Consider the following 26,442-nt stretch of genomic DNA (forward strand, 5'->3'; position numbering starts at 1 on the left):
CGCTCACTGATCCGCCGTCTGCATTCCCGCGCGGGTCGGCCTGCCCAAGGCATGGGAGAAGAACCGCCCGGCCTCGGAAATCAGGTTGCGGTGGATGTCTTCGCGGTCCACACCATCGGCATCGGTGCACAACGCCGGCATGGCGAGGATCTGCTCTTCGGTGCACGGCGCCATGAACACGAAGTGCCCCGCCCCGGCCAACAGTTTGAAATCCGGCGCAGTCGGCAGCTTGCGCGCCAGGGCCGCGGCGTTTTTGTCGAAGGCCACCAGTTTGTCGCCGTCCCCGCTGTACAGCAGCACCGGCACATGCACATCGGCCAGAGTGTGACGACCAAACTTGAGACTCAGCGGCGCCATCAGCAGCAATGCATGCACGCGCGGATCGGCCACCGGTTGCAGATCATCGCGGTCGACAATCAACTCACCTTGAGTGTTGCAGGCGTCGCGGTCGTCCGGGCGCTCCTGGCAGTAACGGCGCAGACGATCCAGATCAGGCTGTGCACCGGACAGAATCAACGCCGTTTCGCCGCCCGCCGAATAGCCGATCACGCCAACCTGTTCGGCGTTGACATACGGCGCGAGCATGCGGTCGCCCAGCGTGGCGGTAATGGCTTCGGAAATCTGGATCGGCCGACCGTAAAGGTTGCTGAGTGTGCCGAGGCGGCTGTGATCCTTGGAGTTGTCGCCGGGGTGAATCACCGCCACCACCACAAAACCCTTGCGGGCCAGTGACGTGGCCAGGTCGTGCAGCGCCAGCGGCGTGCCGGTGTTGCCGTGGGACAACATCAGCATCGGGAAACGACCGATGGCGACTTTGGTGTCTTCGCCGGCCTCGACCGAATAGCCTTCAAGCAGACTCAGATGTTCGCGGTCGCTGGAGGGATAGAACGCGATGGCGCGCATCGGTTGCAGGTCGAGCGGATCGAGGAACGTCATCTCGTGATACCCGACGCTCCAGCGCGGGTGCTGCCCGGGCGCAGCGTGCACTGAATTCAGGCTGCCGAGCAGGCAAATCAGTAACGCTGCACAAAGACGCATCATGGGATGCCCCACCCTGTTGTTACTCAATCGAAAGATCCGTGGAGTTCGACGCCGGAGATTCCGAGGTTCGGTGATCCGGCGCGGCGTTGCACTCAGACGTTGATCATCGGACTGCATAACCCGGGCCAGATTATGTAACAGTCAGAAACAAAAAACTCCGTATCTGGCCTTGCGAAACCAGAATACAGAGTTTTTGAGGGTTTGCCTGAACAGGAGCTGTTCTTTACGCAAGCCTTACGCGGCGGCGAACAGTTGCTCGCTGATCTTCGCTTGAGCGGCAGTCATCGCGTTGTTACGCACTTCTTCGCCGTAGGCCAGGCCTTCGGCACGCACGACTTCGATGTCGGTGATGCCGAGGAAGCCGAACACCAGTTTCAGGTAGTCTTCGTGCGCCACGCCCGAAGCCTGACCGGCGTGGATACCGCCAGCGGTGGACACGATCACCACTTTCTTGCCGCCGCACAGACCTTCAGGGCCGGCTTCGGTGTAACGGAAAGTCTGGCCGGCAACGGCGATGCGGTCGATCCAGGCTTTGAGTTGGGTCGGCACGGTGAAGTTGTACATCGGTGCAGCCACGACGATGGCGTCGGCGGCGATGAACTCGGCCAGGGTGGTGGCGCTCAGTTCGGCTTCGTGCTGTTGTGCGGCGTTGCGCAGTTCAGCGGTGGTGCCGGCAGCAACCAGGGTGGTCGACGAGAAGTGGCTGATAGCGTCGGCGGCCAGGTCGCGATAGGTCACGACAGCGCTTGGCTCGGCGGCTTGCCAGGCGTGAGTCACTTGGCTGCTCAGCTGACGGGAAGCGGAGTTGTCGCCCAGAATGCTCGAATCGATGTGCAGCAGTTTCATGTGGAATCTCCTGGAATGAATCGCCGGTGGCGACGGAATGGTGGCAATCCTACCGATGAAACCAATAGCTGATTAGACGGCAACAATGCGATAGTTTGTCCCACTGATAGAACAGTCGGATTTCCCCCATGCAAGACCTCAACGATCTCTACTATTTCGCCAAAGTGGTGGAGGCCGGCGGATTCGCCGCCGCTGGCCGCTTGCTCGGCATCCCCAAGTCACGCCTCTCGCGGCGCATCGCCGAGCTGGAAGAGCGCCTCGGCGCGCGTCTGCTGCAACGCACCACTCGCCAACTGAAGCTGACGGCGGTCGGCGAGCGATATCTGCGTCACTGTCAGGCGATGCTGCTGGAAGCGGAAATGGCCGATGAAACGGTGGCCAGCATGTCCAGCGAGCCTCGCGGTCGCCTGCGGGTTTCGAGTCCGACCGGGCTGGCCCATGAAATGCTGCCGGTGGTGATCAGCAATTTCCTTGGCAAATATCCCAAGGTGCAACTGGAAGTGACCCTGCTCAATCGCCGGGTCGACCTCATCACCGAAGGCATTGACGTGGCCCTGCGTGTGCGCGAACACGGCGATGAAGAACCGATGCTGGTGACCCGCCGACTGCGTCAGGCACAAATGGTGGTGGTGGCCAGCCCTTCCTTTATACAGGGAGTGGAAATCAATCATCCGCAGGACCTGAAGAGCCTGCCGGTGCTGGGCGCCCTGGAGGCGGATCGCATGGTGCATGTGCGTCTGCTCGATCAGCACGGCAAGAGTTGCGACCTGGCACTGGAAGCCCGGCTGGGCATCGACGATTTCATCGTGCGCAAGGCGTGCGTGCTGGCCGGACAGGGTTTCACTCTATTGCCGATGATGTATTGCGAAGCGGAGCTGGATAACGGCACGCTGGTGCAATTGCTGCCGGACTGGTCATTGCCCGGCGGCTGGCTGCAAGCGGTGTATCCGCATCGGCGCGGGGTGATGCCGGCGGTGCGCGCGTGGATCGATCATCTGGTCGAATCGTTCAATGCCTGTGGAGAACGGCTGTTATGAAACAAGGAAAGATGAGCGAAACGGACGTCGCAGAATTTTGTCTGGCCTTGCCCGGCGCGCGGGAAGACTACAAATGGGGTGGCGTGCGGGTGTTTTCGATTGCCGGCAACAAGATGTTTGCCCTGCAGGGCCTGCGCGGTGATTCGCTGGCATTCAAGGTCGACAAGGATCTGTTTCTCGGTCATTGCGACCGGCCGGGGATTCATCCGGCGCCGTATCTGGCCCGGGCGCAATGGATCATCATGCACCCGCCCTACCCGCTGGGCGCCGAGGAACTGCGAGGGCTGTTGCAGCGCTCCCATCAACTGGTGGTGAGCAAGCTGCCGAAGCGCGCTCAGGTCGGGCTGTTGCTCTAAAACAGTGCCAGCAGGTTCGAACCCAGGAACAACTGATCGATCCAGAACACCTGATGCAACGCCACGATCACCCAGAACAGCACCTGAAACGACACCTTGCGCGTCTTGTGCCGCAAGACCTGTTGAGCGATCAGCGCACCCGGCCAACCGCCGGCCAGCTCCACCGCATGGAGAATGTTTTCCGGCGTACGCCAGGCGTCGGCGCGGGCCTTGCGCTTGTCCGCCCAGTACAGAAAAAACGCCAGCACGCTGACCAGTCCGTAAGCGGTCAGCGGTACCAGGGAAATCCCGCGCAGCCACATCGACAGCGAGCCGGACAGCGGCAACGCGCAGACGATCAGCAGCACCAACAGTTTCAGTTTCAAATGCTGGATATTGCCACCGGAAGACCCGCGATCCGGGCGGCGTGCGCGGGAATCACTCATGGCTGGGCGGCCGACCAGTCGATCCATCCAAATTGCCAGGTCGCCAGAATCACCAGACCGAAGGCGATCCGATACCAGGCGAAGGCCGCGTAACTGTGGCTGCCGATGAACTTGAGCAGGCCGCGCACCGCGATCATGGCGAAGATGAACGCCGTGACGAAGCCGATGGCAAACACCGGGAAGTCTGCCGGTACGAACAGGTCGCGGTACTTGTAGCCCGAATACACCGCCGCACCGACCATGGTCGGCATCGCCAGGAAGAACGAGAACTCGGTGGCCGCCTTGCGCGACAGGCCGAACAACAGGCCGCCGATGATGGTCGAGCCGGAACGCGAAGTACCGGGGATCATCGCCAGACACTGGGCGAAGCCAATCTTGAGTGCATCCGTCCAACGAATCTCATCGACCGTTTCGGCGTGCACTTCATGCTGACGCTGCTCGGCCCACAACATCACGATCCCGCCCACCACCAGCGCGGCAGCCACGGTGATCGGGTTGAACAGGTAATGGTGAATCAGGTCGGCGAAGATCACGCCCAGCACCACGGCGGGCAGGAAGGCAATCAGCAGATTGGCGGTGAAGCGCCGAGCACTTGGCTGAGTCGGCAAACCGATGACCACGTCGAGGATCTTGCGCCGGAATTCCCAGACCACCGCGAGAATCGCGCCGAGCTGGATGATGATGTTGAACGCCATGGCCCGCTCGCCTCCGAAATCGAGCAAGTCGGCAACAATGATCTGGTGTCCGGTACTGGATATGGGCAAAAACTCCGTCAGCCCCTCTACAACTCCAAGTATCAATGCCTGCAAGGCCGTCCAAAGATCCATCAATCCCCCAAAGAGCGATGCCAGGCGGCATGCCCCGATAGTATTTTTTACGTTCACTGCGTTCAGCGTAGCTGGTCAAAGCTGTACCGATTCCGCACGCACAGGATCCACACGAAACAGTCAAAATTCCGTGAAAAATCAATTTGGATTCAGGTTTTTACGCGCGGCGCCGAAATCCTAACAGACAAGCCGTAATAGCGCTGCCGCGTTATACGACTTGGGTCGCGTATGCCCGGTCACCGAAACGTGGTTGGATGCTGGCGGTGGTTTATTACAAGAAAAAGAATCCGGAGTGACAGCGTTATGAACAGCTTGCGCAGTGTGTCGATCAGCCGACGCTTGTGGCTCATCTTGATCGTGGCAGTCGTCATGCTGCTGACGTTGGGCGTTTTGATGCTCAAGCAGATCCATGATGACCTGTATCACGCCAAGGCCCAGAAAACCCAACATGTGGTGCAGACCGCCAGCGGTTTGCTGACGTACTACCAGGGCCTCGAAGCGGCAGGCACCCTGACGCGCGATGTGGCGCAAAAACAGGCGCTGACTGCCATTCGCGGCCTGCGCTATGACCAGAACGATTACTTCTGGATCAATGACCTCACGCCCGTGATGGTCATGCACCCGACCAATCCCAAGCTTGAAGGCCAGAACCTCTCGGCGATCCGCGACCCGGACGGTTTTGCGGTGTTCAACGAAATGGTCGCCATCGCCAAGGCCAAAGGCGCCGGCATGGTCGACTATCGTTGGCCCAAGCCGGGTGCCAGTGAACCGGTGGCCAAAACCTCTTACGTGAAACTGTTTGAGCCGTGGGGCTGGGTCATCGGTTCGGGCGTGTACGTCGACGACGTGCAGGCCGAGTTCCAGGGCCAGGTGCTCAAGGCGTCGGTTGTCGGTCTGGTCATTGCGGCGATCATGGCACTTCTGGTGATCCTGATTGCCCGCAGCATCGTTCGTCCGTTACAGGAAACCGTGAACGCCATGGCCAACATTGCCAGCGGCGAAAGCGATCTGACTCGCAGCCTCGACACCCAGGGTCAGGACGAGGTCACTCAACTGGCCCATCACTTCAATGCTTTCACCGCCAAGCTGCGCCGGGTGATCGGTGACTTGCAGGTATCCGCCAGCGCATTGGGCCAATCGTCCAGTGAGCTGGGCAACGATGCGGCACAGGCCCGGCAACGCAGCCAGCAGCAGTCGCAGCAGATGGAGCTGGTGGCCACCGCCGTCAACGAAGTGACCTACGGTGTGCAGGACGTGGCGAAGAACGCCGAGCACGCCGCCAGCGAAATGCGTGACGCAGAAGCCCAGGCCCAACAAGGCCAGGTCAACATCGACAGCAGCCTGCAGCAGATTGACAAGCTGTCCGGCACCATCGATCAGGCCGTCGAAGTGATCCGCACGCTGGCGACCGAGAGCACGCAGATTGGCAGCGTGCTGGAGGTGATCCGCTCGATTGCCGAGCAGACCAACCTGCTCGCTCTCAACGCCGCGATTGAAGCAGCACGCGCCGGCGAACAGGGTCGCGGATTTGCAGTGGTGGCTGACGAAGTGCGTTTGCTGGCGCAACGCACGCAGAAGTCCACGGCGGAAATCCAGACGATGATCGAACGCCTGCAAAATCATTCCGAAGCCGCGGTGAAGGTGATCGGCGACAGCAGCAAGGCTTCGCAACTGACCATCGAGCAGGCCGGCCTGGCCAGTGCCAGCCTGAATGCCATCGGCCAGGCCCTGCGCAACCTCAATGGCCTGAACGCCTCGATTGCCAGCGCAACGCTGCAGCAGGCGCATGTGGTCGAAGACATCAATCAGAACGTCACCCAGGCCGCGGGGCTGTCCCACGGCACCGCGCTGGCGGCAGAGCAGTCGAGTGTGGCGAGCGTTCGCCTGGGCGAGCTCAGCGAACAGTTGAACGGCTTACTGCGTCAGTTTCGCGTCTGACGCCCTTTCAGGTGGGAACTCGTTTCCCACCTGTTTTTCGGTACAATCCGCTCCCTCTTCTATTCCTCCCAAGGATCCTGCATGTCCGGGCTCGAACTGTTTGCCGCCGCTCTCGGTGTAATCGCCGTGTGGCTCACGGTCAAACAGAATCCGTGGTGCTGGCCGATCGGGCTGGTCATGGTGTTGCTCTACACCTGGGTATTCTTCGAGGTAAAGCTGTATTCGGACATGCTGCTGCAGGTGGTGTATGCCGGGCTGCAACTCTATGGCTGGTGGCAATGGACGCGGGCCGGGACGATGCACGACGGACGCGAGGTCAGCCGGCTCAACACCCGCTCGATTGCGCAAGGGCTGGCCATTGGCGCGGCGGGCAGTCTGCTGCTGGGCGCGGCCATGGCTCACTGGACGGACGCGGCACAACCGTGGCTCGACGCGGCCCTGACCGGTTTCAGCCTGGTCGCGCAATTCTGGATGGCCCACAAACGTCTGCAATGCTGGGCTTTGTGGTTCGTGCTGGATGTGATCTTCGTCGCGCTGTTTCTCTATAAAGGGCTGTACCTCACGGCGGCGCTGTATGCCCTGTTCACCGTAATTGCGGTGCAAGGCTGGCGCGAATGGCGTGCCGATCCGGCGTTGCAACGATGAAAGTGATTGTCCTGACCGGCCCCGAGTCCACGGGCAAGAGCTGGCTGGCGGCCGGCATTCAACAGCAGTTCGGCGGTTTGCGCGTGGACGAATTTGTGCGCTGGTTCATCGAGCAGAACCCTCGCGATACCTGCCTCGCCGACATCCCGGAAATTGCTCGCGGCCAGTTGCAATGGGAAGACGCGGCACGGGCGCAGCAGCCGCGATTGCTGATTCTGGATACGCATCTGTTGAGCAACATTCTGTGGAGCCAGACCCTGTTCGGCGACTGCCCGCCCTGGCTGCAAACCGAGTTGCTGGCGCGTCACTACGACCTGCACTTGCTGCTCTCCCCCGAGCAGATCGAGTGGACGGACGATGGTCAGCGCTGCCAGCCCGACTTGAATGAACGGCTCGCGTTCTATGAGGCCACCCGGATCTGGCTGCAAACCCATCATCAACCTTTGCAGATCATTCAGGGCAACTGGGCCGAACGCCAGCAGCAAGCCTTCGACGCGGTGCGCTCACTGCTCGCGGACTGACCCAGGTTTCGGGGCGAATGCCCCGTTCCTTCCCCCTGTTTTGGGGCAAAAGTGTCCGTTCCTGAAACACTCCTGCGGGTGCAAAGTGCCCGTCTCAGCGCCCTTCATCACTTTGTCATGCGACTTGTTACGCAGATGAAACACCTGCGCGCAAACCCTTGTTCCAGAGCATTGCAATGACTTTAAGGGGTTGCGAACCCAGTGACTTGTTTCAGCGATGAAACAGATTGTGTATCAACCCTGCGTCCAATCCACACAACCCTTTGAAATCAAAAGACATCTAAAAAGCGGCACAGCTTTCGCTCTCTCCTTCACAACGCTGAACAGGCTCAGCCCACTGAAGAAGGAATTGCCGCCGTGGGGAACATCAAAAAAGCCTTTACCTGCCTTCTGCTGATCGGATCAGCCGCCAGCGCTTTTCTCAGTTTCAACGTTCAGGCCGACGGCAATGGCGTGATCGTGCTCAACCGTGACGTCCAGCCGGTCCCGATCGGCCGCAGCGGCGGCAAAGATCCCTACCCGACCACCGTCAATGCCAACCCGTCGGCCCGAATCAGTCAAGCGATGACCAGCACCGAACTCAACGACGGTGAATTTGCCAGTGTAGCCAGCGGATCGTCGATCCGCGGCAACATCAATACCCCCAATTCGAATCTGCCTGGCATGAACACCCTGACCAATCCCAACGGGATGCCCGGCATGAGTGCCGGGCATGGCGGCGGTTCCGGCAGCTCGATCTCCAATACCGTCAACCGTGCCATGAGCACCGGCCTTGCCCCGTTGACCCGCATGGCTGGAGGCCAATGAGATGAATCGTTCCCTGCTCGTTATCGCCCTGCTCGGCTGCTCCAGCGTGATGGCCGACCCCAGTGCTGTGAACAACGCGAACATTCAAGACTCCGGCGTTCAGTACCGGGGCAACTTCAACGTCAACCAGGCCGCCGGCGACCAAATGCAACAGGCCAACGTCAAGGCGATCGCCATTGGCACCGAATCCCACGCGACCACCAGCGTGAAACAGAAAATCGACACCCCCGCCGACCGCTCGATCAACGCGAGCGCCAACATTGGCGGCACCTCTTTCAGTAACGGCAACGGGATCCTGGGCGTGAACCAGGGGGCCGGGGCTAACAACCAGATGGCAAATGTGACGCGCGTCAGCATCAGTGCCGGCCCGCAAAGCATTGACGATAGCGCCCTTTCCCAACAGAACGTGGCGTTGTTACCGAGCTCAGGAGCAACTGGCACCTCACCCGGCAGTCGCCAGGTCACGACAAGTGATCAGGCCTTCACCGGCAGCCGGGGGGTAATCCAGGTGAACCAGAGTGCCGGGGTGGGGAACCGAATGGCTAACACCCTGAGCATCCGGGTCGCAGACTGACCCAAACAAGAAGCAGTGCAATTAGAAAGTACCAACACTTAACCAACTAATAAGCACGACGGAGAAACACCATGAAACCTACAATGGCCCTCAAACCACTGGTTTTCGCACTCGCAGCAGTGATGGCAATCGCAGCACAGGCAGGCGGTCGTGATGATAATCACGGTCATGGTAACGGGCACGGCAATGGTCATGGCAACCATGATCCAAAAGGCCCAACCCTGGAACAACTTCTGCAAATCACCGCCGGTGCCGGTGCTGCTGTGCTTGATGCACAAAACAGCGATGGCAACGTGGTAAAAAACCAGGGCACTAAAAACGATGCGAAGGCTGACAACTCGCTGAACGGCTCCAACGGCAACATGGGCGCCAACGTTGCAGCCGGCGACGGCAACCAACAAGACAATGCCGCAGCCCTGGCCACCGCCGACGAAAGCTTCATCTTCGGTACTGCTGTTGCTGCCTCGAGTGCAACTCAAGTCAACAACAACAACTATGTGAAAAACTCGTCGACCCTCAACACCGCTACACTTAACAACGCTGGCAACAACGGATCCGGGAACATCGGCATCAACGTGACTTCCGGCAACTTCAACCAACAGAAAAACAACCTGGCAATCGCCGTATCGGGTGGCCGTGTAGCCACTGCCGCTGCTGCCGCCAACCAGTCTTCCACTGGCCTGGTCGTAGAAAACAAAGGCGTGCAAACCTACAAAAAAGACACCCTCACCGGCACCTTCGCAGCCGCTGGCGTCTTCGCCGCCAAAGGTACTGCAACCATCGAAGACGATGATCACCACGGCGGTGGCGGTCACGGCGGCTATGGCAACAACAACCGCGGCGGTGGTCGTGATGACGATCAAAAAGCCAAATTCGAAGCCGTGGGTGTCTTCGGTCTGGCTGGCGTCACCACTCAACAAGTGCTGACCAAAGATGGCTGGAAAAACCCTGTAACCAACACCGCAACCATGACCGGTTCGATGAACAACTTCTCCGGCAACGGCGGAGCCAACGTATCGGCAGGTGTTGGCAACCAACAAAGCAACTCGCTGTCCATCGCCGCAGGTTGCAAAGCCTGCATGTAATCGCGATCGAAACGAAAGCCCCGGAAACGGGGCTTTTCCTCAGTCCGCAAAGGCGTATCGATCATGCGTAAGACTGCCCTCCTCGCTGTGCTTTGCTTCTGTGGCCTGACCCAGGCTGCCCAGATGCCCGTTGCTGCCCTGCCCGGCGGCACGCTTGTCTACAAAAACGTGCAAAGCATTCGTGAGCGCAAGTTTGCCGACATCGTCGAACAGAAAACCGACTTCAGCTGCGGCGCCGCCGCACTGGCTACGGTATTGCGCCAGGCTTATTGGCTCGACGTCGATGAGGAGCACATCATCAAAGGCATGCTGGTCAATGCAGACCAGGACCTTGTCCGTACTCAGGGTTTCTCCATGCTGGACATGAAGCGCTACATAGAAAGCATCGGCATGCGCGCCAGAGGCTACAAGATTCCCCGGGAAAAACTCGACGCTGTCACGATCCCGGTGGTGGTACTGATGGAAATTCGCGGCTACAAGCATTTCGTGGTGATGCAGCGGGCGGACAAGGATTGGGTTTACATCGCAGACCCGGTCCTGGGACACAAACGCTACTCCCATGATGACTTTGTCAAAGGTTGGAACGGCATTGTATTTGCCATCGTCGGCCCCGGATATGACAAGGCCAATGCCTTGCGCAGCCCTCCGGTACCGCTGACGGCCAAAAACAAGCTGGATGCTTTCAACCCGGTCAAAGATGCTGAATTGATGGACTTCGGGTTCATACAGAGCGACTTCTTTTAATCGCCGATTACAAGAGTGGGGCTGGATGTCCCGGGAGCAGCAGATGAAAACCTCATACTGGCTGGCCGCCGCCTGCCTGGCAGCGAGCGCATCAGGCTATGCCAATGCAGGATTCAAACCCATTGAAATCAAGGACCAGGAGCTCGCTGAGCTACGCGGTCGCTACGTCATGCCGGGCCGGATCATCAGCTTCGGTGTCGTCATGAGCAGTACCTGGCGCAACGCCAGTGGAGATCTGATCGGGGCCTCGGCCACGATGCAATTGCAGGCAGCTTCGGTAAAACCCGAATTCTACGTCTCGACCATCAAGGAACACGGCAATGGCAGTACCCCGGAACTGGGGACGGGCTCGATCGTGGGTGGTGCGGGACTCAACTCCAGCCAGGGCGTGACGCAGAGTGTGCGCGCCGCCGGCGACGGCAACTCCGCCTACAACAACGTTGCGATCAACGTCAAAGAAGCCAGTCAGGCACCTGCACTGATGCCTGCCCAGGGCCAGGCCTTGATGGCCGGCCAGACCATTTCCGGCAGCAACGGCGCCGGCAGCGTCGCGGTATCGGCCACAGGCGGCGGTGTTCAAATGGCCATTCAGGCCTCCGGCAATCAGGGTACAGCCTTGCAACAGGTCGCCCAGGGCGGACTGCTGCAAAACACCCGTTTGCTGGGTAGCGCAAACGTAGTCAACAACCTGACTCAACTCAACGTTGTCCTTAACAATAACGGCATGAGTGCCGGCGCACTGGACTGCAACCTGACTCAACTCAGGGCACTACGCAATATCGGATATTGAACTACGCTGAGTCTCGATCATTGGGCTTAAAGGGACGGCTTATTCATGTATCGATCAGTATCACTGCGTGCCGCTGTATGTTTGAGTACTCTTCTACCTGCGGCGATGCTGCAAGCAGCACCCGACGCAGATGTGGAAGCCCTGAAACAGGAACTTTTGGAGCTTAAGCAACGATACGAAGTACAACAGAAAGCCCTGGCGGTGCTCGAACAACGGGTCCGCCAGGTCGAAGACCAGCCCGCGTCCCCTCCCCCAAAACGCCTGGCCAAATCGCCTTCGGACATGAAAGGCAACCGGGTCGCCGCCGGCACCGGGGCTGCAGCAGCGTCGGGGGGCGCCGCCGGGGGAAGTGGCGCATCTTATGGCCAGTCGCTGGCCGATGATTCGCAACCGGCACAGAGTGTGTCCAACCTGTACGACGAAGCCAGCGGCTTCTTTGGCGGCGGCAAGTTCAGCTTTGAAACCGGCGTGACCTATTCACGCTACGACACCCGCCAACTGATCCTCAACGGCTTCCTCGCCCTGGACTCGATCTTTCTGGGCAACATCAACCTCGACCGGATCAAGGCCGATACCTGGACTCTCGACCTGACGGGACGCTACAACTTTGACAATCGCTGGCAGTTCGACCTGAACGTGCCGGTGGTCTACCGTGAATCGACCTATCAGTCAGGCGGCGGCAACGGAGGCGCCTCCAATGTCACCACCGAACAGGACGTAAGCCGCGACCCGACCATCGGCGACGTCAACTTCGGCATCGCCTACAAGTTCCTGGACGAATCGGTCAACACCCCGGACGCCGTGGTTTCCTTGCGGGTCAAGGCGCCAACGGGCAAGGATCCGTTCGGGATCAAGCTGCGCCAGACCGATGCCAACTCGAACCTGTTCGTGCCTGACACCCTGCCTACCGGCAACGGCGTCTGGTCGATCACCCCGGGCATCTCGCTGGTCAAGACGTTTGACCCGGCCGTGTTGTTCGGCAGCCTGTCCTACACCCATAACTTCGAGGAATCGTTCGACGACATCAGTTCGACCGTCAACCAGAAAACCCCGGGTAAGGTACGCATCGGCGACAGCTTCCAGATTGGCGCAGGTGTTGCCTTCGCACTGAACGAGAAGATGAGTATGTCGTTCTCCGTCTCGGACTTGGTGCAACGCAAGAGCAAGCTGAAACAGGATGGCGGCGATTGGGAATCGGTGGTGTCCAGCGACGCCAACGCCGGTTACTTCAACGTCGGCATGACCATCGCGGCCACCGACAACCTGACCATCGTGCCCAACCTGTCCATCGGCATGACGGACGATGCCCCGGACTTCTCCTTCAGCCTGAAATTCCCGTACTACTTCTAATCACCACACATGAAAAGGCCCGCTGCGATTTGCATCGCAGCGGGCCTTTTCAGCTTCCCGGGCTCAGGAAGCGCCGCGCCCTAGCGGATCTGATGCTTGTGCAGCAAACGGTAGAAAGTTGGCCGGGAAACCCCCAGCACTTTGGCGGCAACGCTGAGATTGTCGCTGTGCCGGTTCAATACATCGCACAGCGCCTGGCGTTCAGCGCGGATCTTGTAATCTTCAAGCGTACCCATCGGTGCCGCGATCGACTGCTGGCTGATCAGCCCCAGGTCTCGGGCCTCGATCTGTCGCCCTTCGGCCAGCACCAGACCCCGACGCACGCGGTTGGCCAGCTCACGGACATTACCCGGCCAGTCGTGCTTGCCCATGGCGATCAGCGCGTCTTCGCTGAAGCTGCGCGGACGACGGCCGGTTTCGTGACTGTAGAAGTGGGAGAAATGGTTGGCCAGCATCGACAGGTCGCCGTGACGCTCGCGTAACGGTGCGGTGACGACTTGCAGCACATTGAGCCGGTAGTACAAGTCCTCGCGGAAACGTTTTTTCTCGATCGCGGCTTCGAGGTCGACGTGGGTCGCCGCCAATACCCGCACATCCACCGGGATCGGTTGACTGCCACCGACCCGTTCAATGTGTTTTTCCTGAAGGAAACGCAGCAGATTGGCTTGCAGCTCCAGCGGCAGATCACCGATTTCATCGAGAAACAACGTGCCGCCGTTAGCTGCTTCGATTCGGCCGATCTTGCGCTGATGGGCGCCGGTGAAAGCGCCTTTCTCATGGCCGAACAGTTCGGACTGGATCAAGTGCTCGGGAATCGCACCGCAGTTGATCGCCACGAAGGGTTTGCTGTGGCGTTGCGACTGCCGGTGCAGCGTGCGGGCGACGAGTTCTTTACCGGTACCGCTTTCGCCGCGAATCAGCACTGGCGACTCGGTGGGCGCCAGTTTGCTCAACAGTTTGCGCAGCTCGCGAATCGGTTTGCTGTCGCCCAGCAGCTCATGTTCGGGCTGGTCGACGTGAATCGTGCCCTGACCGCGCAGACGCGCCATGCCGAACGCCCGACCGAGGGTAACTTGCACCCGTGATACGTCGAACGGCAAGGTGTGGAAATCGAAAAACCACTCGCAGACGAAATCGCCGACGTTCTGCAAGCGCAACACTTCCTGATTCAGCACGGCGATCCATTCGGTGCCGCTGCGGCTGATCAGCTCCTTGACGGCTTCGGGACGTTCCAGGTGAAAAGGCTGCAACCGCAACAAGCCGACGTCGCAGCTTCGGTCGGCGGCATTTTCCAGGCTGCAACTGTCGACGTCCCAGCCCACGGCACGTAAACCCGGCAACAATCGGTGACAATCGTCGCAGGGGTCGACGACCAACAAACGTCTTAAGGCAGGCGCTTCGTTCATGACTGTTCCTTGGCGCCAAATTTCAGGAAATGATCGTAAAAACAGTCATTTGGCAGGCCTGACTGTTACATTAGCAAGAATTTGACGGCGTCTTGTATCGATTGCTTATAGATGTACAAGTGAACCAGTTATAAGAAGCCAGTTTATTAGTTAGCTATCGACTTAAATCTTTCGCCAGGCTTTCAAAACCTGTCTGAAGATTGAGTGTATGAAAGAAAGTCGAAATTTCTTCAGATTCTGTGTGACCCGCCAGCGGGTTGCGTGCATCAGTACAAGTAACTCGCCGTACGGTAAGCCCAACTGACGGCCGATCACTTGATTGGGCACTAATAGAGAGAAGATCCCATGACCGCCCCGCTCCGTATCAACGAAGCTCTTTTGATTGCCAACCGCGCATTTGAACCTTTTCAATGCGTCGCCTGGGCCCCACAAGACGGCAATGGCGAACTGAGCCTGACCGTTATCGACCGGACCAATTCCCACATCGGTCGCACCCAGATCCCGAGCAGCGCCTACTCCGATCCGGCGCAACTTGAACACCTGCTGCAACAGGCCCGCGCCGAACTGAGCGAAGAAGGCTATGCGCTGCAATCCTGGTCGATGCCACACTGATATTGGCGGGCAATGCGGATGACGTTCAAGTCATCCGCCCTCTTCTGTTAGTTGCGGATCCTTTTCCAACTTCAGTCTTTTTGTACAACTTTCCCCAATACTTTCGCGCCTCGATACTTGGCAGGCTTGCGACTGGTTCAAAAAGACACTGTTCTGGCACAGTGCGACCCTCCACCTGTTAGTTCTTACAGTTGTACTAGCGAGTATTCAGGGATTGAATGTTTCGCTCATGCAGTTACCCGTTCCGCTTCCCGGAAACCGGTCGACTCGCAAGGAGAAGCATGCATGTCAACCCAGACAGCCATCGCGCTGCCGACGCTAGCGAATAACGCCGGACAACTCGACAAGAACTTTTCCAGCAACGGTGTGGCGCAGGTTTACTTCGTCGGAAGTATGTCCAGCCTGACTCAAAGTGTGGCGCTCGATGCGCAAGGCCGAATTCTGGTCGCCGCCAAGGTAGCTACTGCACAAGGCAGCCGTTTCGGCCTGGCGCGCCTGCTCGAAGACGGCTCGGCGGATCTGGGCTTTGGTTTTCAAGGCAGCGTGATCGGCCAGTTCGCCGCCGGCTTCGAGGCCACCGGCAGCAAGGTTCAGGTCTTGCCCGACGGACGAATCCTGCTGGCGGGCCTGCACTACGAATCAGAGCATCGCACTCTGCCTGCCCTGGCCCTGTTCGATACCCAAGGTCGGCCTGACCCGGACTTCGGTGACAATGGCCAGCAAATTGTCCGCCTGCCCGGCGACCTGTCCATGGGCACCCGCGATGCCTGGTTGCCGCCAGGCGTTCCAGGCGCCGAAGCCTGCGATTTTGCAGTGCAGCCCGACGGGCATATCCTGCTGATCGCCAACCATCACTTCGAGCTCGCCGATCACGTCGGCATGCTGATCCGCCTCAAACCCGATGGCAACCTTGATCCGTCGTTCAACGGGCGCGGTTTCGTCATGGTTCGCCACTTGCTGCTCAATACCTGGCTCGGCGCTCTGCTGTTGCAAGAAGACGGCAGAATCGTGGTGGCCGGCTCCATCGACTTTCCTCAGGAAGGCCTGCTCACCCGCTATCTGCCGGACGGGCGGCTCGATGAGCGTTTTGCGGTGGACGGTTTCATGGCCTTCAAAGCCCAGGGGCACAGCGCGCTGGTTACCCAGGTCATCGAATCGGCGGAGCATTTGCATTGTTTTGGCAGCAGCCGCGATCCGATTCGATGCATGGCGCTGTCCGTCCATGGCAACGGCCGCCCCGACCTGCATTGCAACGGTGGTCAGCCGCACCTGCTGGAAATCGCCTTCAGCGGCTGCCAATGGAGTGCCGCGCAGGTGATGCCGGACGGGCGCATCATCGCGGTCGGCGCAACGATCGGCGGGGTCGAAGCCGACTTCATCGTCGCCCGCTATCTGGCGAACGGCAGCCTTGATCGAGGTTTCGGATCAGGTAATGGCTGGTTGCGCACACGACTGGGGCGCAGCCTCGATACCGCCACCTCGCTGGCGATACAGCCTGACGGCGGCATTCTGGTAGGCGGCTATTCACTGGATGGCAACTACCGCGCACTGGTCGCGCGTTATCTGAATCACTGATGCGAACCTTCTCACACTTGATCTTGCCCATCGCTTACGGCAACTTGCGTGCTTCTTAAAACAAGGAGCAACCGATGTCCGGTTCGATGGCTCAGGCGTTCGCGCACAACTTTCTCGGGCATTCGCCCCGCTGGTACAAGGCGTGCATCGTCGGGTTTCTGATTCTCAACGCACTGGTGCTGTGGACCGTCGGCCCGGTCGCGGCCGGCTGGTTGCTGGTAATCGAGTTCATTTTCACTCTGGCCATGGCGCTCAAGTGCTACCCGCTGATGCCAGGTGGCTTGCTGCTGATCGAAGCGCTGCTGCTGAAAATGACCACGCCCCAGGCGCTGTACGAAGAGTTGCAGCACAATTTCCCGGTGATTCTGCTGCTTATGTTCATGGTCGCCGGCATCTACTTCATGAAAGACCTGCTGCTGTTCCTGTTCTCGCGCCTGTTGCTCGGCGTGCGTTCGAAGGCGCTGTTGGCCCTGATGTTCTGCTTTTTATCGGCGTTTCTTTCGGCGTTTCTTGACGCGTTGACCGTGACCGCGGTGATCATCAGTGCCGCTGTGGGCTTCTATTCGGTTTACCACCGAGTGGCCTCCGGCAACGACCCGCGCCAGGACAGCGAGTTCAGCGATGACCGCCATCTGCCCCAGTTGCATCATGATGACCTGGAACAGTTCCGCGCGTTCCTGCGCAGCCTGTTGATGCACGGCGCTGTCGGCACCGCACTGGGCGGCGTCTGCACCCTGGTCGGCGAGCCGCAGAATCTTCTGATCGGCCACGAAATGGGCTGGCACTTCGCCGAGTTTTTCGTGAAGGTCGCCCCCGTGTCGCTGCCGGTTCTGGTTGCGGGACTGGTGACCTGCCTGCTGCTGGAGAAACTGCGCTGGTTCGGCTACGGCACGTTGCTGCCGGACAACGTACGTGCCGTGCTGGCCAACTACGCCGCCGAAGACAATGCCGAACGCACCCCGCGCCAACGTGCCGCTCTGCTGGTGCAAGGCTGCGCTGCGCTGATCCTGATTGCCGGGCTGGCGTTCCATATCGCCGAAGTCGGCTTGATAGGCCTGATGGTGATTGTGCTGATCACGGCTTTCAGCGGCATTACCGACGAGCATCGTCTGGGCAATGCCTTCAAGGATGCGATGCCGTTCACTTCGCTGCTTGTGGTGTTCTTCGCCGTGGTGGCGGTGATTCACGATCAACAACTGTTCGCGCCGTTGATTCAGTGGGTACTGACATTGCCGGCCGATCAGCAGCCGGGGATGCTGTTCATCGCCAACGGCCTGTTATCGGCCATCAGTGACAACGTGTTCGTCGCCACGATCTACATCACCGAGGTGAAACAGGCGTTCCTGTCCGGACACATGAGCCGCGAGCATTTCGAGACACTGGCGATTGCGATCAACACCGGCACCAACCTGCCGAGCGTGGCCACACCCAATGGCCAGGCGGCGTTCCTGTTTCTGCTGACGTCGGCGATTGCACCGCTGGTGCGGTTGTCCTACGGGCGAATGGTGTGGATGGCATTGCCCTACACCATCGTGATGGGATTGCTGGGCTGGTATGCCGTTAGCTACTGGCTGTAAAAACAACAACGGGAGCCATCGGGCTCCCGTTTTTTTATGCATCGATCAACGCGGCAAAATGTATTTCTCGATCGCCTGTGCCACCCCGTCCTCGGTGTTCGGCCCGGTGACCACATCGGCCTGACGCTTCACCGCGTCCTCGGCCTGCCCCATGGCAATCGCCAAACCGGCGACATGGAACATCGCCGGATCATTGCCGCCGTCGCCAATTGCCACCGTCTGCGCCATTGATACGCCCAGATGTTCAGCCAGCGTCACCAGCGCCGAGCCCTTGTTGGCCTCCAGCGCCGTCACGTCCAGATATACCGGTTGCGAGCGCGACACCTGTGCCATGCCCTCGACTTTCGGCAGCAACCGCGCCTCCAGCTCGATCAGCAGTTCCGTATCGCTGCTGGTTGCCACGATCTTGTCGATACGCTCCAGATACGGCTCGAAACTCTCCACCACCACTGGCGGATATCCGAGCCCGTGCTGCTCACGCGGCACCATCGGCCCGTGAGGATCCTTGAGCAACCAGTCGCCGCCGCTGAACACCCAGATTTCGACATCCGGTTGATCGGCGAACAATGCCAATGCGGTCAACGCTGCCGTCGCGGGCAGGAAATGAGCCACCAGAATGCTGCCGTCCGGATTGACGATCGTGCCGCCGTTGAACGCTGCTGTCGGCAGGTCCACGCCCAAGGCCTCGATCTGTTGCAGCATGGCTTTGGGCGGACGCCCGGTGGCGAGGCTGAACAGCACGCCCGCCTCGCGCAACGAACGGACCGCATCAATCGTGCGCTGACTCAGGCTGTGATCGGGCAGCAACAGCGTGCCGTCCATGTCGCTCAACAGAAAACGGATCGGTTCGCTCATCCCAGACCATGCCAGACGCGACCATCGCGAATCAGCAGATCATCGGCGGCTTTCGGCCCGTCTTCGCCGGCGGCATAACCCTGCACACTGGCATCCTGCTGCCAGGCGTCGAGGAACGGCTGCACCGCGCGCCAGCCGTTCTCGATGTTGTCAGCGCGCTGGAACAGCGTCTGGTCACCGGTCAGACAGTCGTAGATCAGGGTTTCGTAGCCGGTGGACGGCTGCATTTCAAAGAAGTCCTTGTAGGCGAACCCCAGCTCGATGTTGGCCATGTTCAGCGCCGGCCCCGGCCGCTTGGCCAGCAGGTCGAACCACATGCCTTCGTTGGGCTGGATCTGGATACGCAGGTAGGTCGGCTGCAATTCGTCGACTTCGGTATCCCGGAACTGCGCATACGGCGCCGGTTTGAAGCAGATGACGATCTCGGTATCGCGCACGCTCATGCGCTTGCCGGTGCGCAGGTAGAACGGCACGCCGACCCAACGCCAGTTGTCGATCATCACCTTGAGCGCCACGTAGGTTTCCGTGGTGCTTTCAGGGGAGACGTTTTTTTCATCGCGATAACCGGCCACCGGTTTGCCCGCGACTTCACCGGCGCCGTACTGACCGCGCACCGAGTTTTCCCGTGCTTGCTCGGTGGTCCAGGGCCGGATCGCACCGACTACCTTGGCCTTCTCGCCCCGCACCGCATCGGCGCCGAACGCAGCCGGCGGCTCCATCGCCACCATGGCCAGCAACTGGAACAGGTGATTGGGCACCATGTCCCGCAGGGCGCCGGTGTGTTCGTAAAAACTGCCACGGGTTTCAACGCCGACGGTTTCGGCGGCGGTGATCTGTACGTGGTCGATGTAGTGATTGTTCCAGAACGCTTCGAACAGGCTGTTGGAGAACCGGCTGACCAGAATGTTCTGCACGGTTTCCTTGCCCAGATAGTGATCGATCCGGTAGATCTGCTTTTCCGACATGACCTTGAGCAGGCAGGCGTTCAAAGCCTCGGCGGTTTGCAGGTCGGAGCCGAACGGTTTTTCGATCACCACCCTTCTGAACGCTTCCGGGTTTTCCTCGAGCAACCCGGCGCTGCCGAGACGGCGCACCACTTCGCTGAAAAAACGTGGCGCGGTGGCCAGGTAGAACACCGCATTGCCGGTGCCGCTGTCGGCGATTTTCGCCGCCAGGGCTGAATAGGTGCTGTCGTCCAGGAAGTCACCCTGGACGTAGCTGATGCCTTTGGCGAGCTTGGCCCACAAGGCTGGATCAAGGATCTGATCGCCCTTGCCGACCTTGGCTGCCACTTCGGTACGGATGAAGTCTTCGAGCTTATGCGCGAAGGCTTCATCGGTGATGGCGTTATGGTCAACGCCGACGATCCGCAGATTTTCGTCAAGCAAGCCGTCGCGACTGAGGTTGTACAGCGCCGGCATCAGCAAGCGCTTGACCAGGTCGCCGTGGGCACCGAACAAAAACAGCGTGGTCGGTGGTGCGGGTTCTGCCTTGGATTTTCTGCGGATCGTATGGGTCATTTCTTCGGAGTCTCTACGTGGCCGCCGAAGCCGAAGCGCTGGGCCGAGAGGATCTTGTCGCCGAAAGTGCCCTGGCCGCGGGAGCGGTAGCGCGAGAACAGCGAGTTGGACAGCACCGGTACCGGCACCTTTTGTTCCATTGCCGCTTCGATGGTCCATTGGCCTTCGCCGCTGTCGGCCACGGAGCCGGAGAAACCGTCGAGTTTCGGGTCGACCGCCAGGGCATCGGCGGTCAGGTCGAGCAACCAGGACGACACCACACTGCCACGACGCCAGACTTCGGCGATGTCGGCCACGTTCAGGTCGAAACGCTGATCCTCCGGCAGAAGTTCGCTGGACTTGGTCTTGAGGATGTCGAAACCTTCGGCGAAGGCCGCCATCATGCCGTACTCGATCCCGTTGTGGATCATCTTCACGAAGTGACCGGCACCGGCAGGACCGGCGTGAATGTAGCCGTGCTCGGCACGGTGGTCATCGGACTTGCGGTCCTTGGTGCGCGGAATATCGCCCATGCCCGGCGCCAGCGCGGCGAACAGCGGGTCCAGACGCTTAACGGTCTCGGCATCGCCGCCAATCATCATGCAGTAACCGCGTTCCAGGCCCCAGACGCCGCCGGAGGTGCCGACGTCGATGTAGTGCAGGCCCTTCTCGGCCAGAGTCTTGGCCCGACGGATGTCGTCCTTATAGTTGGTGTTGCCGCCATCGATAATGGTGTCGCCCGCTTCGAGCAGATTGCTCAAGGTTTCGATGGTGTCTTCAGTCGGTGCGCCCGCCGGCAACATGACCCACACCGCACGCGGCTTGGCCAGGCCTGCGACCAGTGCAGGCAGATCGGCGACGCCGGTAGAGCCCTCGGCGGCCAGGGTGTCGACAAAGGCGGTATTGCGGTCGTAAACAACGGTGGTGTGACCGTTGAGCATCAGACGTCGCGCAATATTGCCGCCCATGCGGCCCAGTCCAATAATCCCGAGTTGCATGTGCTGATGCTCCTTACTACAAATAAAAGTGTGTCAAAGGTTATAGCCCAACGTGACTCATGGAGCTTAGTCCAGAGCGTCGTTGTGAAGTTTCCGGGCATTGTGCCCGATCCAGAGTGATAACGTCGGGAAACGTGCCGAAGACACAACGACCATGAAAAATAAAAAAGTTCCATTCACGAGCAAAAGAAATCAAAATCGGCGCCGATAGCAGATCAAGGCTCCAGACCGGGGGCTGATCTGCAGTTGAGACACGCCATTTGCGAGGTGAGCAATGGGCACAGTACACACAGCAATGCCGCCACAAACCCTGTACGTCACCATCCGTCGCGATGAATTGCGTCAGTTGAAAGATGAACGCGACCAGCTCAAGCAGGAACTCGCGCAATTGCGCCTGCTGACCCAGGGCGCCGAGCCACAGCCCCTGCCGCGCGTACAACGCTCGCCGCACGCCTGATCTCCCCTGCCCGATTCGGGAACGGCCTCAGCTGTTCCCGACATACTGCTCCCCCCACCGATTTCGGCAATTAACAAAGTTTTCACAGACCCTTGTTGATACTCGCGCGCATTCTGGCCGTGCGTGTCTGCGCATGGCCTCCGTTCGTCGGTTTCATGCGCCGTTTTCATGTGGCGCCCGGCGTTGGATGTAACGACAGAGCTGGAGTGCTGAATGGCGGTGTTCAAACGCAGCAATACGACTGCGACAGGTTTCGACTGGGCCGGTTTGATCTGGCTGTTCGTGTTTTTCTGGTACTTCTCCGGTATCACCCAACTGCTGATCCAGCTGACGGGCACCTCAGGGTTCACCGGGTTCCGCCAGGCCTTCGTGATGAGCGCCGTATGGCTCGCGCCGATGCTCCTGTTCCCCAAGCGCACCCGTCTGCTCGCCGCGCTGATTGGCGTCGTGCTGTGGGCCTGTTCGATGGCCAGCCTGGGCTACTTCTTCATCTACCAGCAGGAATTCTCGCAGAGCGTGATTTTCATCATGTTCGAGTCGAACGTGTCCGAAGCCGGCGAGTACATGACCCAGTACTTTGCCTGGTGGATGATTCCGGCGTTCCTCGCACACACCGCGTTCGCGTACTTCCTGTGGACCCGACTGCGTCCGGTGTACCTGCCCCGTGGCCGGGCGTTCGTGGCCGCCATGGCGATCCTGGTGGCCGTGATCGGTTATCCGCTGGTCAAGCAGACGATGCGCACCGGCAGCTTCGCCGGCGGATTCGAGAAATTCGAAACCCGTATCGAGCCGGCGGTGCCTTGGCAGATGGCAGTGGCGTATCACCGTTATCTCGACACCTTGGGCGAAATGCAGAGCATGTTGCACAGCGCGAGCAAAATCCCGCCGCTGCATAACCTCAAGGACTCGGGCGCCAACCAGCCGGCTACCCTGGTGCTGGTGATCGGCGAATCCACCAACCGCCAGCGCATGAGCCTGTACGGTTACCCGCGTAAAACCACGCCAGAGCTGGACAAGCTCAAGGATCAGCTGTCGATCTTCGACAATGTCATCACCCCGCGCCCTTACACCATCGAGGCGCTGCAACAGGTGCTGACCTTCGCCGACGAAGAAAATCCGGATCTGTACCTGTCCACGCCCTCGCTGGTCAGCATGATGAAACAGGCCGGCTACAAGACCTTCTGGATCACCAACCAGCAGACCATGACCAAGCGCAACACCATGCTCACGACCTTCTCCGAACAGGCCGACGAGCAGGTGTACCTGAACAACAACCGCAACCAGAACGCCGCCCAGTACGATGGCGACGTGATCGAGCCGTTCAATAAGGCCCTGGCCGATGCAGCACCGCGCAAGCTGATCGTCGTGCACTTGCTCGGTACGCATATGAGCTACCAGTACCGTTATCCGCCGAGCTTCGACAAGTTCCAGGATCGCAACGGCGTTCCGGCCGGCGTGCGGGACGATCAGGTGCCGACTTACAACAGCTACGACAACGCGGTGCTGTACAACGATTTCGTGGTCTCGAGCCTGATCAAGGACTACGCCAAATCCGATCCGAACGGCTTCCTGCTGTACCTCTCCGACCACGGTGAAGACGTGTTCGACTCGGTGGGCCACGGCACCCTGGGCCGCAACGAAAACAAGCCGACGGCGCCGATGTACACCATTCCGTTCATGGCCTGGGCGTCGCCAAAATGGCGCGAAAACCACGACTGGAACTTTGCCGGGGATCTGAGCCGGCCGTACAGCAGCTCGCACCTGATCCACACCTGGGCGGATCTGGCCGGTTTGAGTTTCGATGAACTGGATCGCAGCAAGAGCCTGGTCAGCGACAGCTTCAAGCCGCGTCCGCTGTTGATCGGCAACCCTTACGAACGCGAACAGCGAGCCCTGATCGACTTCAGCCTGATGAAGCCGAAAAAACCCGTCGCCAATGTGGCAGAGGTGGTAAAGCAATAATCAAGAAAGGGCCGGAAACGGCCCTTTCTTCATACAGATGAAACATCTTCAAATAACAATATTTCTCGTTTGACACTAAATCGCACCGCTCACCTTCGTCTTTGAGCAAACGGAATTTTTCCCTCGAAGACAAGGAGTCGGCTGCGATGCTCGCGCCCATCACCCGTTCCATGACCCTCACCCTCGGTCTGTGCAGTGTGGCACTGAGCCCGGACCTGCTGGCTGAAACCTCCGCCGGACAGGCGCCGGAGCCCGCCGGCACGACACTCGAACTGGCCTCCACCAGCGTCACCGCCCAAGGCCTGGGCAGCAACACCGAAAACACTGGCTCCTACACCACCGGCGCGATGAGCACCGCGACCAAGCTGAACCTGTCGATCAAGGAAACCCCGCAATCGGTGTCCGTGGTCACCCGCCAGCAGATGGATGATTTCAAGCTCGGGACATTGTCCGAAGCCATGAGCCAGACCACCGGCATCGTGGTGCAGCACAACGATTCGGATCGGGTCAGCTATTCGTCCCGCGGCTATTCGATCAACAATTTCCAGATCGACGGCATGCTCAACACCTTCAGCTACATGAAGAGCGATGCCGACACCATCATCTACGATCGTATCGAAGTGGTTCGCGGCGCGACCGGCCTGACGACCGGCGCAGGCGACCCGTCTGCCACCATCAACATGGTGCGCAAACGTCCCACCGCACAATGGCAGGCTCAGGCCGGCGTCAGTGGCGGCAGCTATGACGATTACTACAGTTACGTCGATGTCGGCGGCCCTCTGGCGTTTGACGGACGCCTGCGCGGTCGCAGTGTGCTGGCCTATCGCGACAGCGGTTCGTTTCGCGACAAGTACGCCCTGCAACGGGAAGTCGGCTACGGCATCCTCGAAGCGGATCTGACCGACTCGACCGTGCTGGCCGTCGGTTACGACTATCAGGACAAGCAGGTGCAAGGCACCTCGTGGGGGACCACGCCGTACTGGAATGCCGATGGCAGCAAGGCCGGCCTCGGTCGCTCGACCAACATGGCGACCTCATGGAGCTCCTGGCCATTGCGCGACAAGACCGCGTTCGCCACCCTCGATCAGCAACTGGCGGCCGGTTGGCATCTGAAGGCGGCCTATACCCACCGCAAGAGCGACGGTGACGGCAAGGTCTACTATGCCGGCTCCGGTTACCCGGAACCCGACCGCAGCGGCATGACCGCGACCATCGGCCACATGATCGGCGACCAGAGCATGCGCGCCTACGACCTCAACCTGGCCGGCCCTTACTCGCTGTTTGGCCGTGAACACGAATTGATGTTCGGCTACGGCGAAGCCGAGCGCCGCTCGAACGACCCGTACAACGTTGATGGCCCGCGCGCATCCGATTACGAAAGCGTGCGCGACTGGAAATACATGGGCGGCATCAACAAATTCCCCGACACCACTACCAGCCTGCCGAGCTTCAAGGACAGCACTCGGCAAAAGGCAGGCTACCTTGCGACGCGCCTGAGCCTGACCGATGAATTGCACGCGGTGTTGGGCAGTCGCTACGGCAGCTGGGAGGCCTCGAGCAAGACCTACGCCTACGATCAGAGCCTGCAACTGACTGGCGTCGATGCCAGCAGCCAGCGACACAACGACATGTGGACGCCGTACGCCGGCCTGCTGTATGACCTGACGCCGGAATACACCGCGTACGTCAGCTACACAGACATTTTCAAACCACAGGGCGTGCGTGACGCCAGCCGCAATTACATCGATCCGGTGGTTGGCAGCAACTATGAAGTGGGGCTCAAAGGCAGCTTGCTGGAGGAACGCCTGAACGTCTCCACCGCCGTATTCTGGAGCAAGCAGGACAACGTCGCCGAGCTCGATGAGTCCGCGCTGCCCGATCCGGACACCGGCGAGCAGTTCTACAAATCAGGCGGCAAGGGCAACAAGGTCAATGGCTTCGAAGCCGAAGTCTCCGGTGAAGTCCTCGACGGCTGGAACATGACCGCCGGTTACACCTACACCCACTCGCTCAACGGCGAAAAACAGCGCAGCAACACCAATCAGCCGCTGAACCTGTTCCGCCTGTCCACGACCTATCGCCTGCCGGGTAACTGGAACGCCCTGACCGTAGGCGGTGCCGTGAACTGGCAGAGCGATGTGTACGGCAATTCCAAACGGCCGATCGGGCGCGGCGCGAACGGCCGGATCATCACTGAACCGGCGCGCATTCGTCAGGAGGCGTACACCGTGGTCAAGCTGATGTCGCGCTACGAGTTCGACAAACACCTGTCGGCATCCCTCAACGTCGACAACCTGTTCGACAAGAAGTATTACGACAACGTCGGCTTCTACAACGGCGTGTTCTGGGGCGATCCTCGCACCGTGACGCTGAGCCTCGACTGGAAACTCTGACGCCCTTCCCTTGCAACCTGCACGCGTCATTCACGCGTGCAGCGTTCGTCCGATACGCAGCGGAAACACCCTGTAAAACCTGGACTGAACAAGCGTTAACCGCTTGTTAATGCCCTCGGCCG

Annotated in this window: 25 protein-coding genes; 17 read left to right on the top strand and 8 right to left on the bottom strand. The window is 59.8% G+C overall.

Translation table 11 applies throughout. The annotated features are described in order from the left end of the window. Window positions 1-3: 3 nt before the first annotated feature. Both MKZ87_RS06320 and MKZ87_RS06325 read right to left on the bottom strand, forming a co-directional pair. Window positions 4-1,041: an alpha/beta hydrolase family protein gene (locus MKZ87_RS06320; RefSeq protein ID WP_085696333.1), complete on the bottom strand. Its 1,038-nt coding sequence runs from the start codon at window positions 1,039-1,041 to the stop codon at window positions 4-6. A gap of 234 nt (window positions 1,042-1,275) precedes the next feature. After that, window positions 1,276-1,887, bottom strand: coding sequence for an FMN-dependent NADH-azoreductase (locus tag MKZ87_RS06325; RefSeq protein WP_085703041.1), 612 nt, complete (start codon window positions 1,885-1,887; stop codon window positions 1,276-1,278). Between the two features lie 128 nt (window positions 1,888-2,015). On the opposite strand from MKZ87_RS06325, the gene MKZ87_RS06330 reads away from it, so the two are divergent. Continuing rightward, window positions 2,016-2,924 carry a LysR substrate-binding domain-containing protein gene (locus MKZ87_RS06330; RefSeq protein WP_266200429.1) on the top strand — a complete coding sequence of 303 codons (909 nt, stop codon included), beginning with the start codon at window positions 2,016-2,018 and terminating at the stop codon, window positions 2,922-2,924. After that, complete coding sequence (locus tag MKZ87_RS06335; protein ID WP_227235493.1) at window positions 2,921-3,280, top strand: MmcQ/YjbR family DNA-binding protein; 360 nt, start codon at window positions 2,921-2,923, stop codon at window positions 3,278-3,280. Before MKZ87_RS06330 ends, MKZ87_RS06335 begins: the two co-directional genes overlap by 4 nt. On the opposite strand, the gene MKZ87_RS06340 is transcribed toward MKZ87_RS06335, so the two are convergent. Further along, entirely contained in the window at window positions 3,277-3,705 is a 429-nt protein-coding gene (locus MKZ87_RS06340; protein WP_266200430.1) for a DUF1294 domain-containing protein, read from the bottom strand. The genes MKZ87_RS06335 and MKZ87_RS06340 overlap by 4 nt on opposite strands. Beyond that, window positions 3,702-4,532 (bottom strand): undecaprenyl-diphosphate phosphatase, encoded by an 831-nt coding sequence (locus MKZ87_RS06345; protein ID WP_085703045.1) that lies wholly within the window; start codon window positions 4,530-4,532, stop codon window positions 3,702-3,704. Before MKZ87_RS06345 ends, MKZ87_RS06340 begins: the two co-directional genes overlap by 4 nt. 303 nt (window positions 4,533-4,835) lie before the next feature. Here MKZ87_RS06345 and MKZ87_RS06350 point away from each other — a divergent pair, with 303 nt between their 5' ends. The 9 genes from MKZ87_RS06350 to MKZ87_RS06390 all read left to right on the top strand — a co-directional run bounded on the left by MKZ87_RS06350 (window position 4,836) and on the right by MKZ87_RS06390 (window position 12,986). Beyond that, window positions 4,836-6,470: a methyl-accepting chemotaxis protein gene (locus tag MKZ87_RS06350; RefSeq protein WP_266200431.1), complete on the top strand. Its 1,635-nt coding sequence runs from the start codon at window positions 4,836-4,838 to the stop codon at window positions 6,468-6,470. Between the two features lie 81 nt (window positions 6,471-6,551). Then, entirely contained in the window at window positions 6,552-7,115 is a 564-nt protein-coding gene (gene pnuC / locus MKZ87_RS06355; RefSeq protein WP_266200432.1) for a nicotinamide riboside transporter PnuC, read from the top strand. Further along, on the top strand, window positions 7,112-7,636 hold the full coding sequence (locus MKZ87_RS06360; RefSeq protein WP_266200433.1) for an AAA family ATPase: 525 nt from the start codon (window positions 7,112-7,114) through the stop codon (window positions 7,634-7,636). The genes pnuC and MKZ87_RS06360 overlap by 4 nt, the downstream gene beginning before the upstream one ends. Window positions 7,637-7,993: 357 nt before the next feature. Further along, the gene (locus tag MKZ87_RS06365) at window positions 7,994-8,443 is read left to right on the top strand and encodes a hypothetical protein (RefSeq protein ID WP_266200434.1); all 450 of its coding nucleotides are present in this window, start codon (window positions 7,994-7,996) and stop codon (window positions 8,441-8,443) included. A 1-nt stretch (window position 8,444) separates the two neighbouring features. Beyond that, window positions 8,445-9,017, top strand: a complete 573-nt coding sequence (locus MKZ87_RS06370) for an adhesin (protein ID WP_085703049.1) — start codon at window positions 8,445-8,447, stop codon at window positions 9,015-9,017. A 71-nt stretch (window positions 9,018-9,088) separates the two neighbouring features. Then, the gene (locus MKZ87_RS06375; RefSeq protein WP_085696352.1) at window positions 9,089-10,102 is read left to right on the top strand and encodes a heme utilization protein; all 1,014 of its coding nucleotides are present in this window, start codon (window positions 9,089-9,091) and stop codon (window positions 10,100-10,102) included. Between the two features lie 63 nt (window positions 10,103-10,165). Then, the gene (locus tag MKZ87_RS06380) at window positions 10,166-10,846 is read left to right on the top strand and encodes a C39 family peptidase (protein WP_085696355.1); all 681 of its coding nucleotides are present in this window, start codon (window positions 10,166-10,168) and stop codon (window positions 10,844-10,846) included. A gap of 43 nt (window positions 10,847-10,889) precedes the next feature. Then, the gene (locus tag MKZ87_RS06385; protein ID WP_085696357.1) at window positions 10,890-11,636 is read left to right on the top strand and encodes a hypothetical protein; all 747 of its coding nucleotides are present in this window, start codon (window positions 10,890-10,892) and stop codon (window positions 11,634-11,636) included. Window positions 11,637-11,681: 45 nt separating this feature from the next. Beyond that, on the top strand, window positions 11,682-12,986 hold the full coding sequence (locus MKZ87_RS06390; RefSeq protein ID WP_085696358.1) for a transporter: 1,305 nt from the start codon (window positions 11,682-11,684) through the stop codon (window positions 12,984-12,986). A gap of 80 nt (window positions 12,987-13,066) precedes the next feature. Here MKZ87_RS06390 and MKZ87_RS06395 read toward each other — a convergent pair whose 3' ends face one another. Then, on the bottom strand, window positions 13,067-14,392 hold the full coding sequence (locus MKZ87_RS06395) for a sigma-54 dependent transcriptional regulator (protein WP_085696359.1): 1,326 nt from the start codon (window positions 14,390-14,392) through the stop codon (window positions 13,067-13,069). A gap of 345 nt (window positions 14,393-14,737) precedes the next feature. On the opposite strand from MKZ87_RS06395, the gene MKZ87_RS06400 reads away from it, so the two are divergent. The 3 genes from MKZ87_RS06400 to nhaB all read left to right on the top strand — a co-directional run bounded on the left by MKZ87_RS06400 (window position 14,738) and on the right by nhaB (window position 18,156). Further along, on the top strand, window positions 14,738-15,004 hold the full coding sequence (locus MKZ87_RS06400) for a hypothetical protein (protein ID WP_011334006.1): 267 nt from the start codon (window positions 14,738-14,740) through the stop codon (window positions 15,002-15,004). 285 nt (window positions 15,005-15,289) lie between these two features. Next, a complete protein-coding gene (locus tag MKZ87_RS06405) occupies window positions 15,290-16,579 on the top strand; it encodes a hypothetical protein (RefSeq protein ID WP_085696360.1) in 1,290 nt (429 codons plus the stop codon). Between the two features lie 74 nt (window positions 16,580-16,653). After that, window positions 16,654-18,156, top strand: a complete 1,503-nt coding sequence (nhaB, locus tag MKZ87_RS06410) for a sodium/proton antiporter NhaB (protein WP_085696362.1) — start codon at window positions 16,654-16,656, stop codon at window positions 18,154-18,156. A 45-nt stretch (window positions 18,157-18,201) separates the two neighbouring features. On the opposite strand, the gene MKZ87_RS06415 is transcribed toward nhaB, so the two are convergent. The 3 genes from MKZ87_RS06415 to gnd are packed head-to-tail and all read right to left on the bottom strand — an operon-like array spanning window position 18,202 to window position 21,508. Beyond that, the gene (locus MKZ87_RS06415; protein WP_266200435.1) at window positions 18,202-19,011 is read right to left on the bottom strand and encodes an HAD family hydrolase; all 810 of its coding nucleotides are present in this window, start codon (window positions 19,009-19,011) and stop codon (window positions 18,202-18,204) included. Beyond that, window positions 19,008-20,531, bottom strand: coding sequence for a glucose-6-phosphate dehydrogenase (zwf, locus tag MKZ87_RS06420; RefSeq protein WP_266200436.1), 1,524 nt, complete (start codon window positions 20,529-20,531; stop codon window positions 19,008-19,010). The genes MKZ87_RS06415 and zwf overlap by 4 nt, the downstream gene beginning before the upstream one ends. Further along, window positions 20,528-21,508 carry a phosphogluconate dehydrogenase (NAD(+)-dependent, decarboxylating) gene (gnd, locus tag MKZ87_RS06425; RefSeq protein WP_085696368.1) on the bottom strand — a complete coding sequence of 327 codons (981 nt, stop codon included), beginning with the start codon at window positions 21,506-21,508 and terminating at the stop codon, window positions 20,528-20,530. The genes zwf and gnd overlap by 4 nt, the downstream gene beginning before the upstream one ends. Window positions 21,509-21,782: 274 nt before the next feature. Here gnd and MKZ87_RS06430 point away from each other — a divergent pair, with 274 nt between their 5' ends. The 3 genes from MKZ87_RS06430 (at window position 21,783) to MKZ87_RS06440 (ending at window position 26,320) form a co-directional block, all read left to right on the top strand. Beyond that, window positions 21,783-21,965, top strand: a complete 183-nt coding sequence (locus MKZ87_RS06430) for a DUF6026 family protein (protein WP_007957508.1) — start codon at window positions 21,783-21,785, stop codon at window positions 21,963-21,965. A 213-nt stretch (window positions 21,966-22,178) separates the two neighbouring features. After that, window positions 22,179-23,927: a phosphoethanolamine transferase CptA gene (locus MKZ87_RS06435; RefSeq protein WP_085703054.1), complete on the top strand. Its 1,749-nt coding sequence runs from the start codon at window positions 22,179-22,181 to the stop codon at window positions 23,925-23,927. 146 nt (window positions 23,928-24,073) lie between these two features. Further along, window positions 24,074-26,320, top strand: a complete 2,247-nt coding sequence (locus MKZ87_RS06440) for a TonB-dependent siderophore receptor (protein WP_227235486.1) — start codon at window positions 24,074-24,076, stop codon at window positions 26,318-26,320. Window positions 26,321-26,442 lie beyond the last annotated feature (122 nt).

Source organism: Pseudomonas sp. MCal1, from assembly GCF_026341415.1.
GTDB lineage: Bacteria > Pseudomonadota > Gammaproteobacteria > Pseudomonadales > Pseudomonadaceae > Aquipseudomonas.

Bases quoted from the DNA above. Each gene is read 5' to 3' on its own strand.
- MKZ87_RS06320 (WP_085696333.1), bottom strand. From the start codon at position 1,041: ATGATGCGTCTTTGTGCAGCGTTACTGATTTGCCTGCTCGGCAGCCTG.
- MKZ87_RS06325 (WP_085703041.1), bottom strand. From the start codon at position 1,887: ATGAAACTGCTGCACATCGATTCGAGCATTCTGGGCGACAACTCCGCT.
- MKZ87_RS06330 (WP_266200429.1), top strand. From the start codon at position 2,016: ATGCAAGACCTCAACGATCTCTACTATTTCGCCAAAGTGGTGGAGGCC.
- MKZ87_RS06335 (WP_227235493.1), top strand. From the start codon at position 2,921: ATGAAACAAGGAAAGATGAGCGAAACGGACGTCGCAGAATTTTGTCTG.
- MKZ87_RS06340 (WP_266200430.1), bottom strand. From the start codon at position 3,705: ATGAGTGATTCCCGCGCACGCCGCCCGGATCGCGGGTCTTCCGGTGGC.
- MKZ87_RS06345 (WP_085703045.1), bottom strand. From the start codon at position 4,532: ATGGATCTTTGGACGGCCTTGCAGGCATTGATACTTGGAGTTGTAGAG.
- MKZ87_RS06350 (WP_266200431.1), top strand. From the start codon at position 4,836: ATGAACAGCTTGCGCAGTGTGTCGATCAGCCGACGCTTGTGGCTCATC.
- pnuC (WP_266200432.1), top strand. From the start codon at position 6,552: ATGTCCGGGCTCGAACTGTTTGCCGCCGCTCTCGGTGTAATCGCCGTG.
- MKZ87_RS06360 (WP_266200433.1), top strand. From the start codon at position 7,112: ATGAAAGTGATTGTCCTGACCGGCCCCGAGTCCACGGGCAAGAGCTGG.
- MKZ87_RS06370 (WP_085703049.1), top strand. From the start codon at position 8,445: ATGAATCGTTCCCTGCTCGTTATCGCCCTGCTCGGCTGCTCCAGCGTG.
- MKZ87_RS06375 (WP_085696352.1), top strand. From the start codon at position 9,089: ATGAAACCTACAATGGCCCTCAAACCACTGGTTTTCGCACTCGCAGCA.
- MKZ87_RS06380 (WP_085696355.1), top strand. From the start codon at position 10,166: ATGCGTAAGACTGCCCTCCTCGCTGTGCTTTGCTTCTGTGGCCTGACC.
- MKZ87_RS06385 (WP_085696357.1), top strand. From the start codon at position 10,890: ATGAAAACCTCATACTGGCTGGCCGCCGCCTGCCTGGCAGCGAGCGCA.
- MKZ87_RS06390 (WP_085696358.1), top strand. From the start codon at position 11,682: ATGTATCGATCAGTATCACTGCGTGCCGCTGTATGTTTGAGTACTCTT.
- MKZ87_RS06395 (WP_085696359.1), bottom strand. From the start codon at position 14,392: ATGAACGAAGCGCCTGCCTTAAGACGTTTGTTGGTCGTCGACCCCTGC.
- MKZ87_RS06400 (WP_011334006.1), top strand. From the start codon at position 14,738: ATGACCGCCCCGCTCCGTATCAACGAAGCTCTTTTGATTGCCAACCGC.
- MKZ87_RS06405 (WP_085696360.1), top strand. From the start codon at position 15,290: ATGTCAACCCAGACAGCCATCGCGCTGCCGACGCTAGCGAATAACGCC.
- nhaB (WP_085696362.1), top strand. From the start codon at position 16,654: ATGTCCGGTTCGATGGCTCAGGCGTTCGCGCACAACTTTCTCGGGCAT.
- MKZ87_RS06415 (WP_266200435.1), bottom strand. From the start codon at position 19,011: ATGAGCGAACCGATCCGTTTTCTGTTGAGCGACATGGACGGCACGCTG.
- zwf (WP_266200436.1), bottom strand. From the start codon at position 20,531: ATGACCCATACGATCCGCAGAAAATCCAAGGCAGAACCCGCACCACCG.
- gnd (WP_085696368.1), bottom strand. From the start codon at position 21,508: ATGCAACTCGGGATTATTGGACTGGGCCGCATGGGCGGCAATATTGCG.
- MKZ87_RS06430 (WP_007957508.1), top strand. From the start codon at position 21,783: ATGGGCACAGTACACACAGCAATGCCGCCACAAACCCTGTACGTCACC.
- MKZ87_RS06435 (WP_085703054.1), top strand. From the start codon at position 22,179: ATGGCGGTGTTCAAACGCAGCAATACGACTGCGACAGGTTTCGACTGG.
- MKZ87_RS06440 (WP_227235486.1), top strand. From the start codon at position 24,074: ATGCTCGCGCCCATCACCCGTTCCATGACCCTCACCCTCGGTCTGTGC.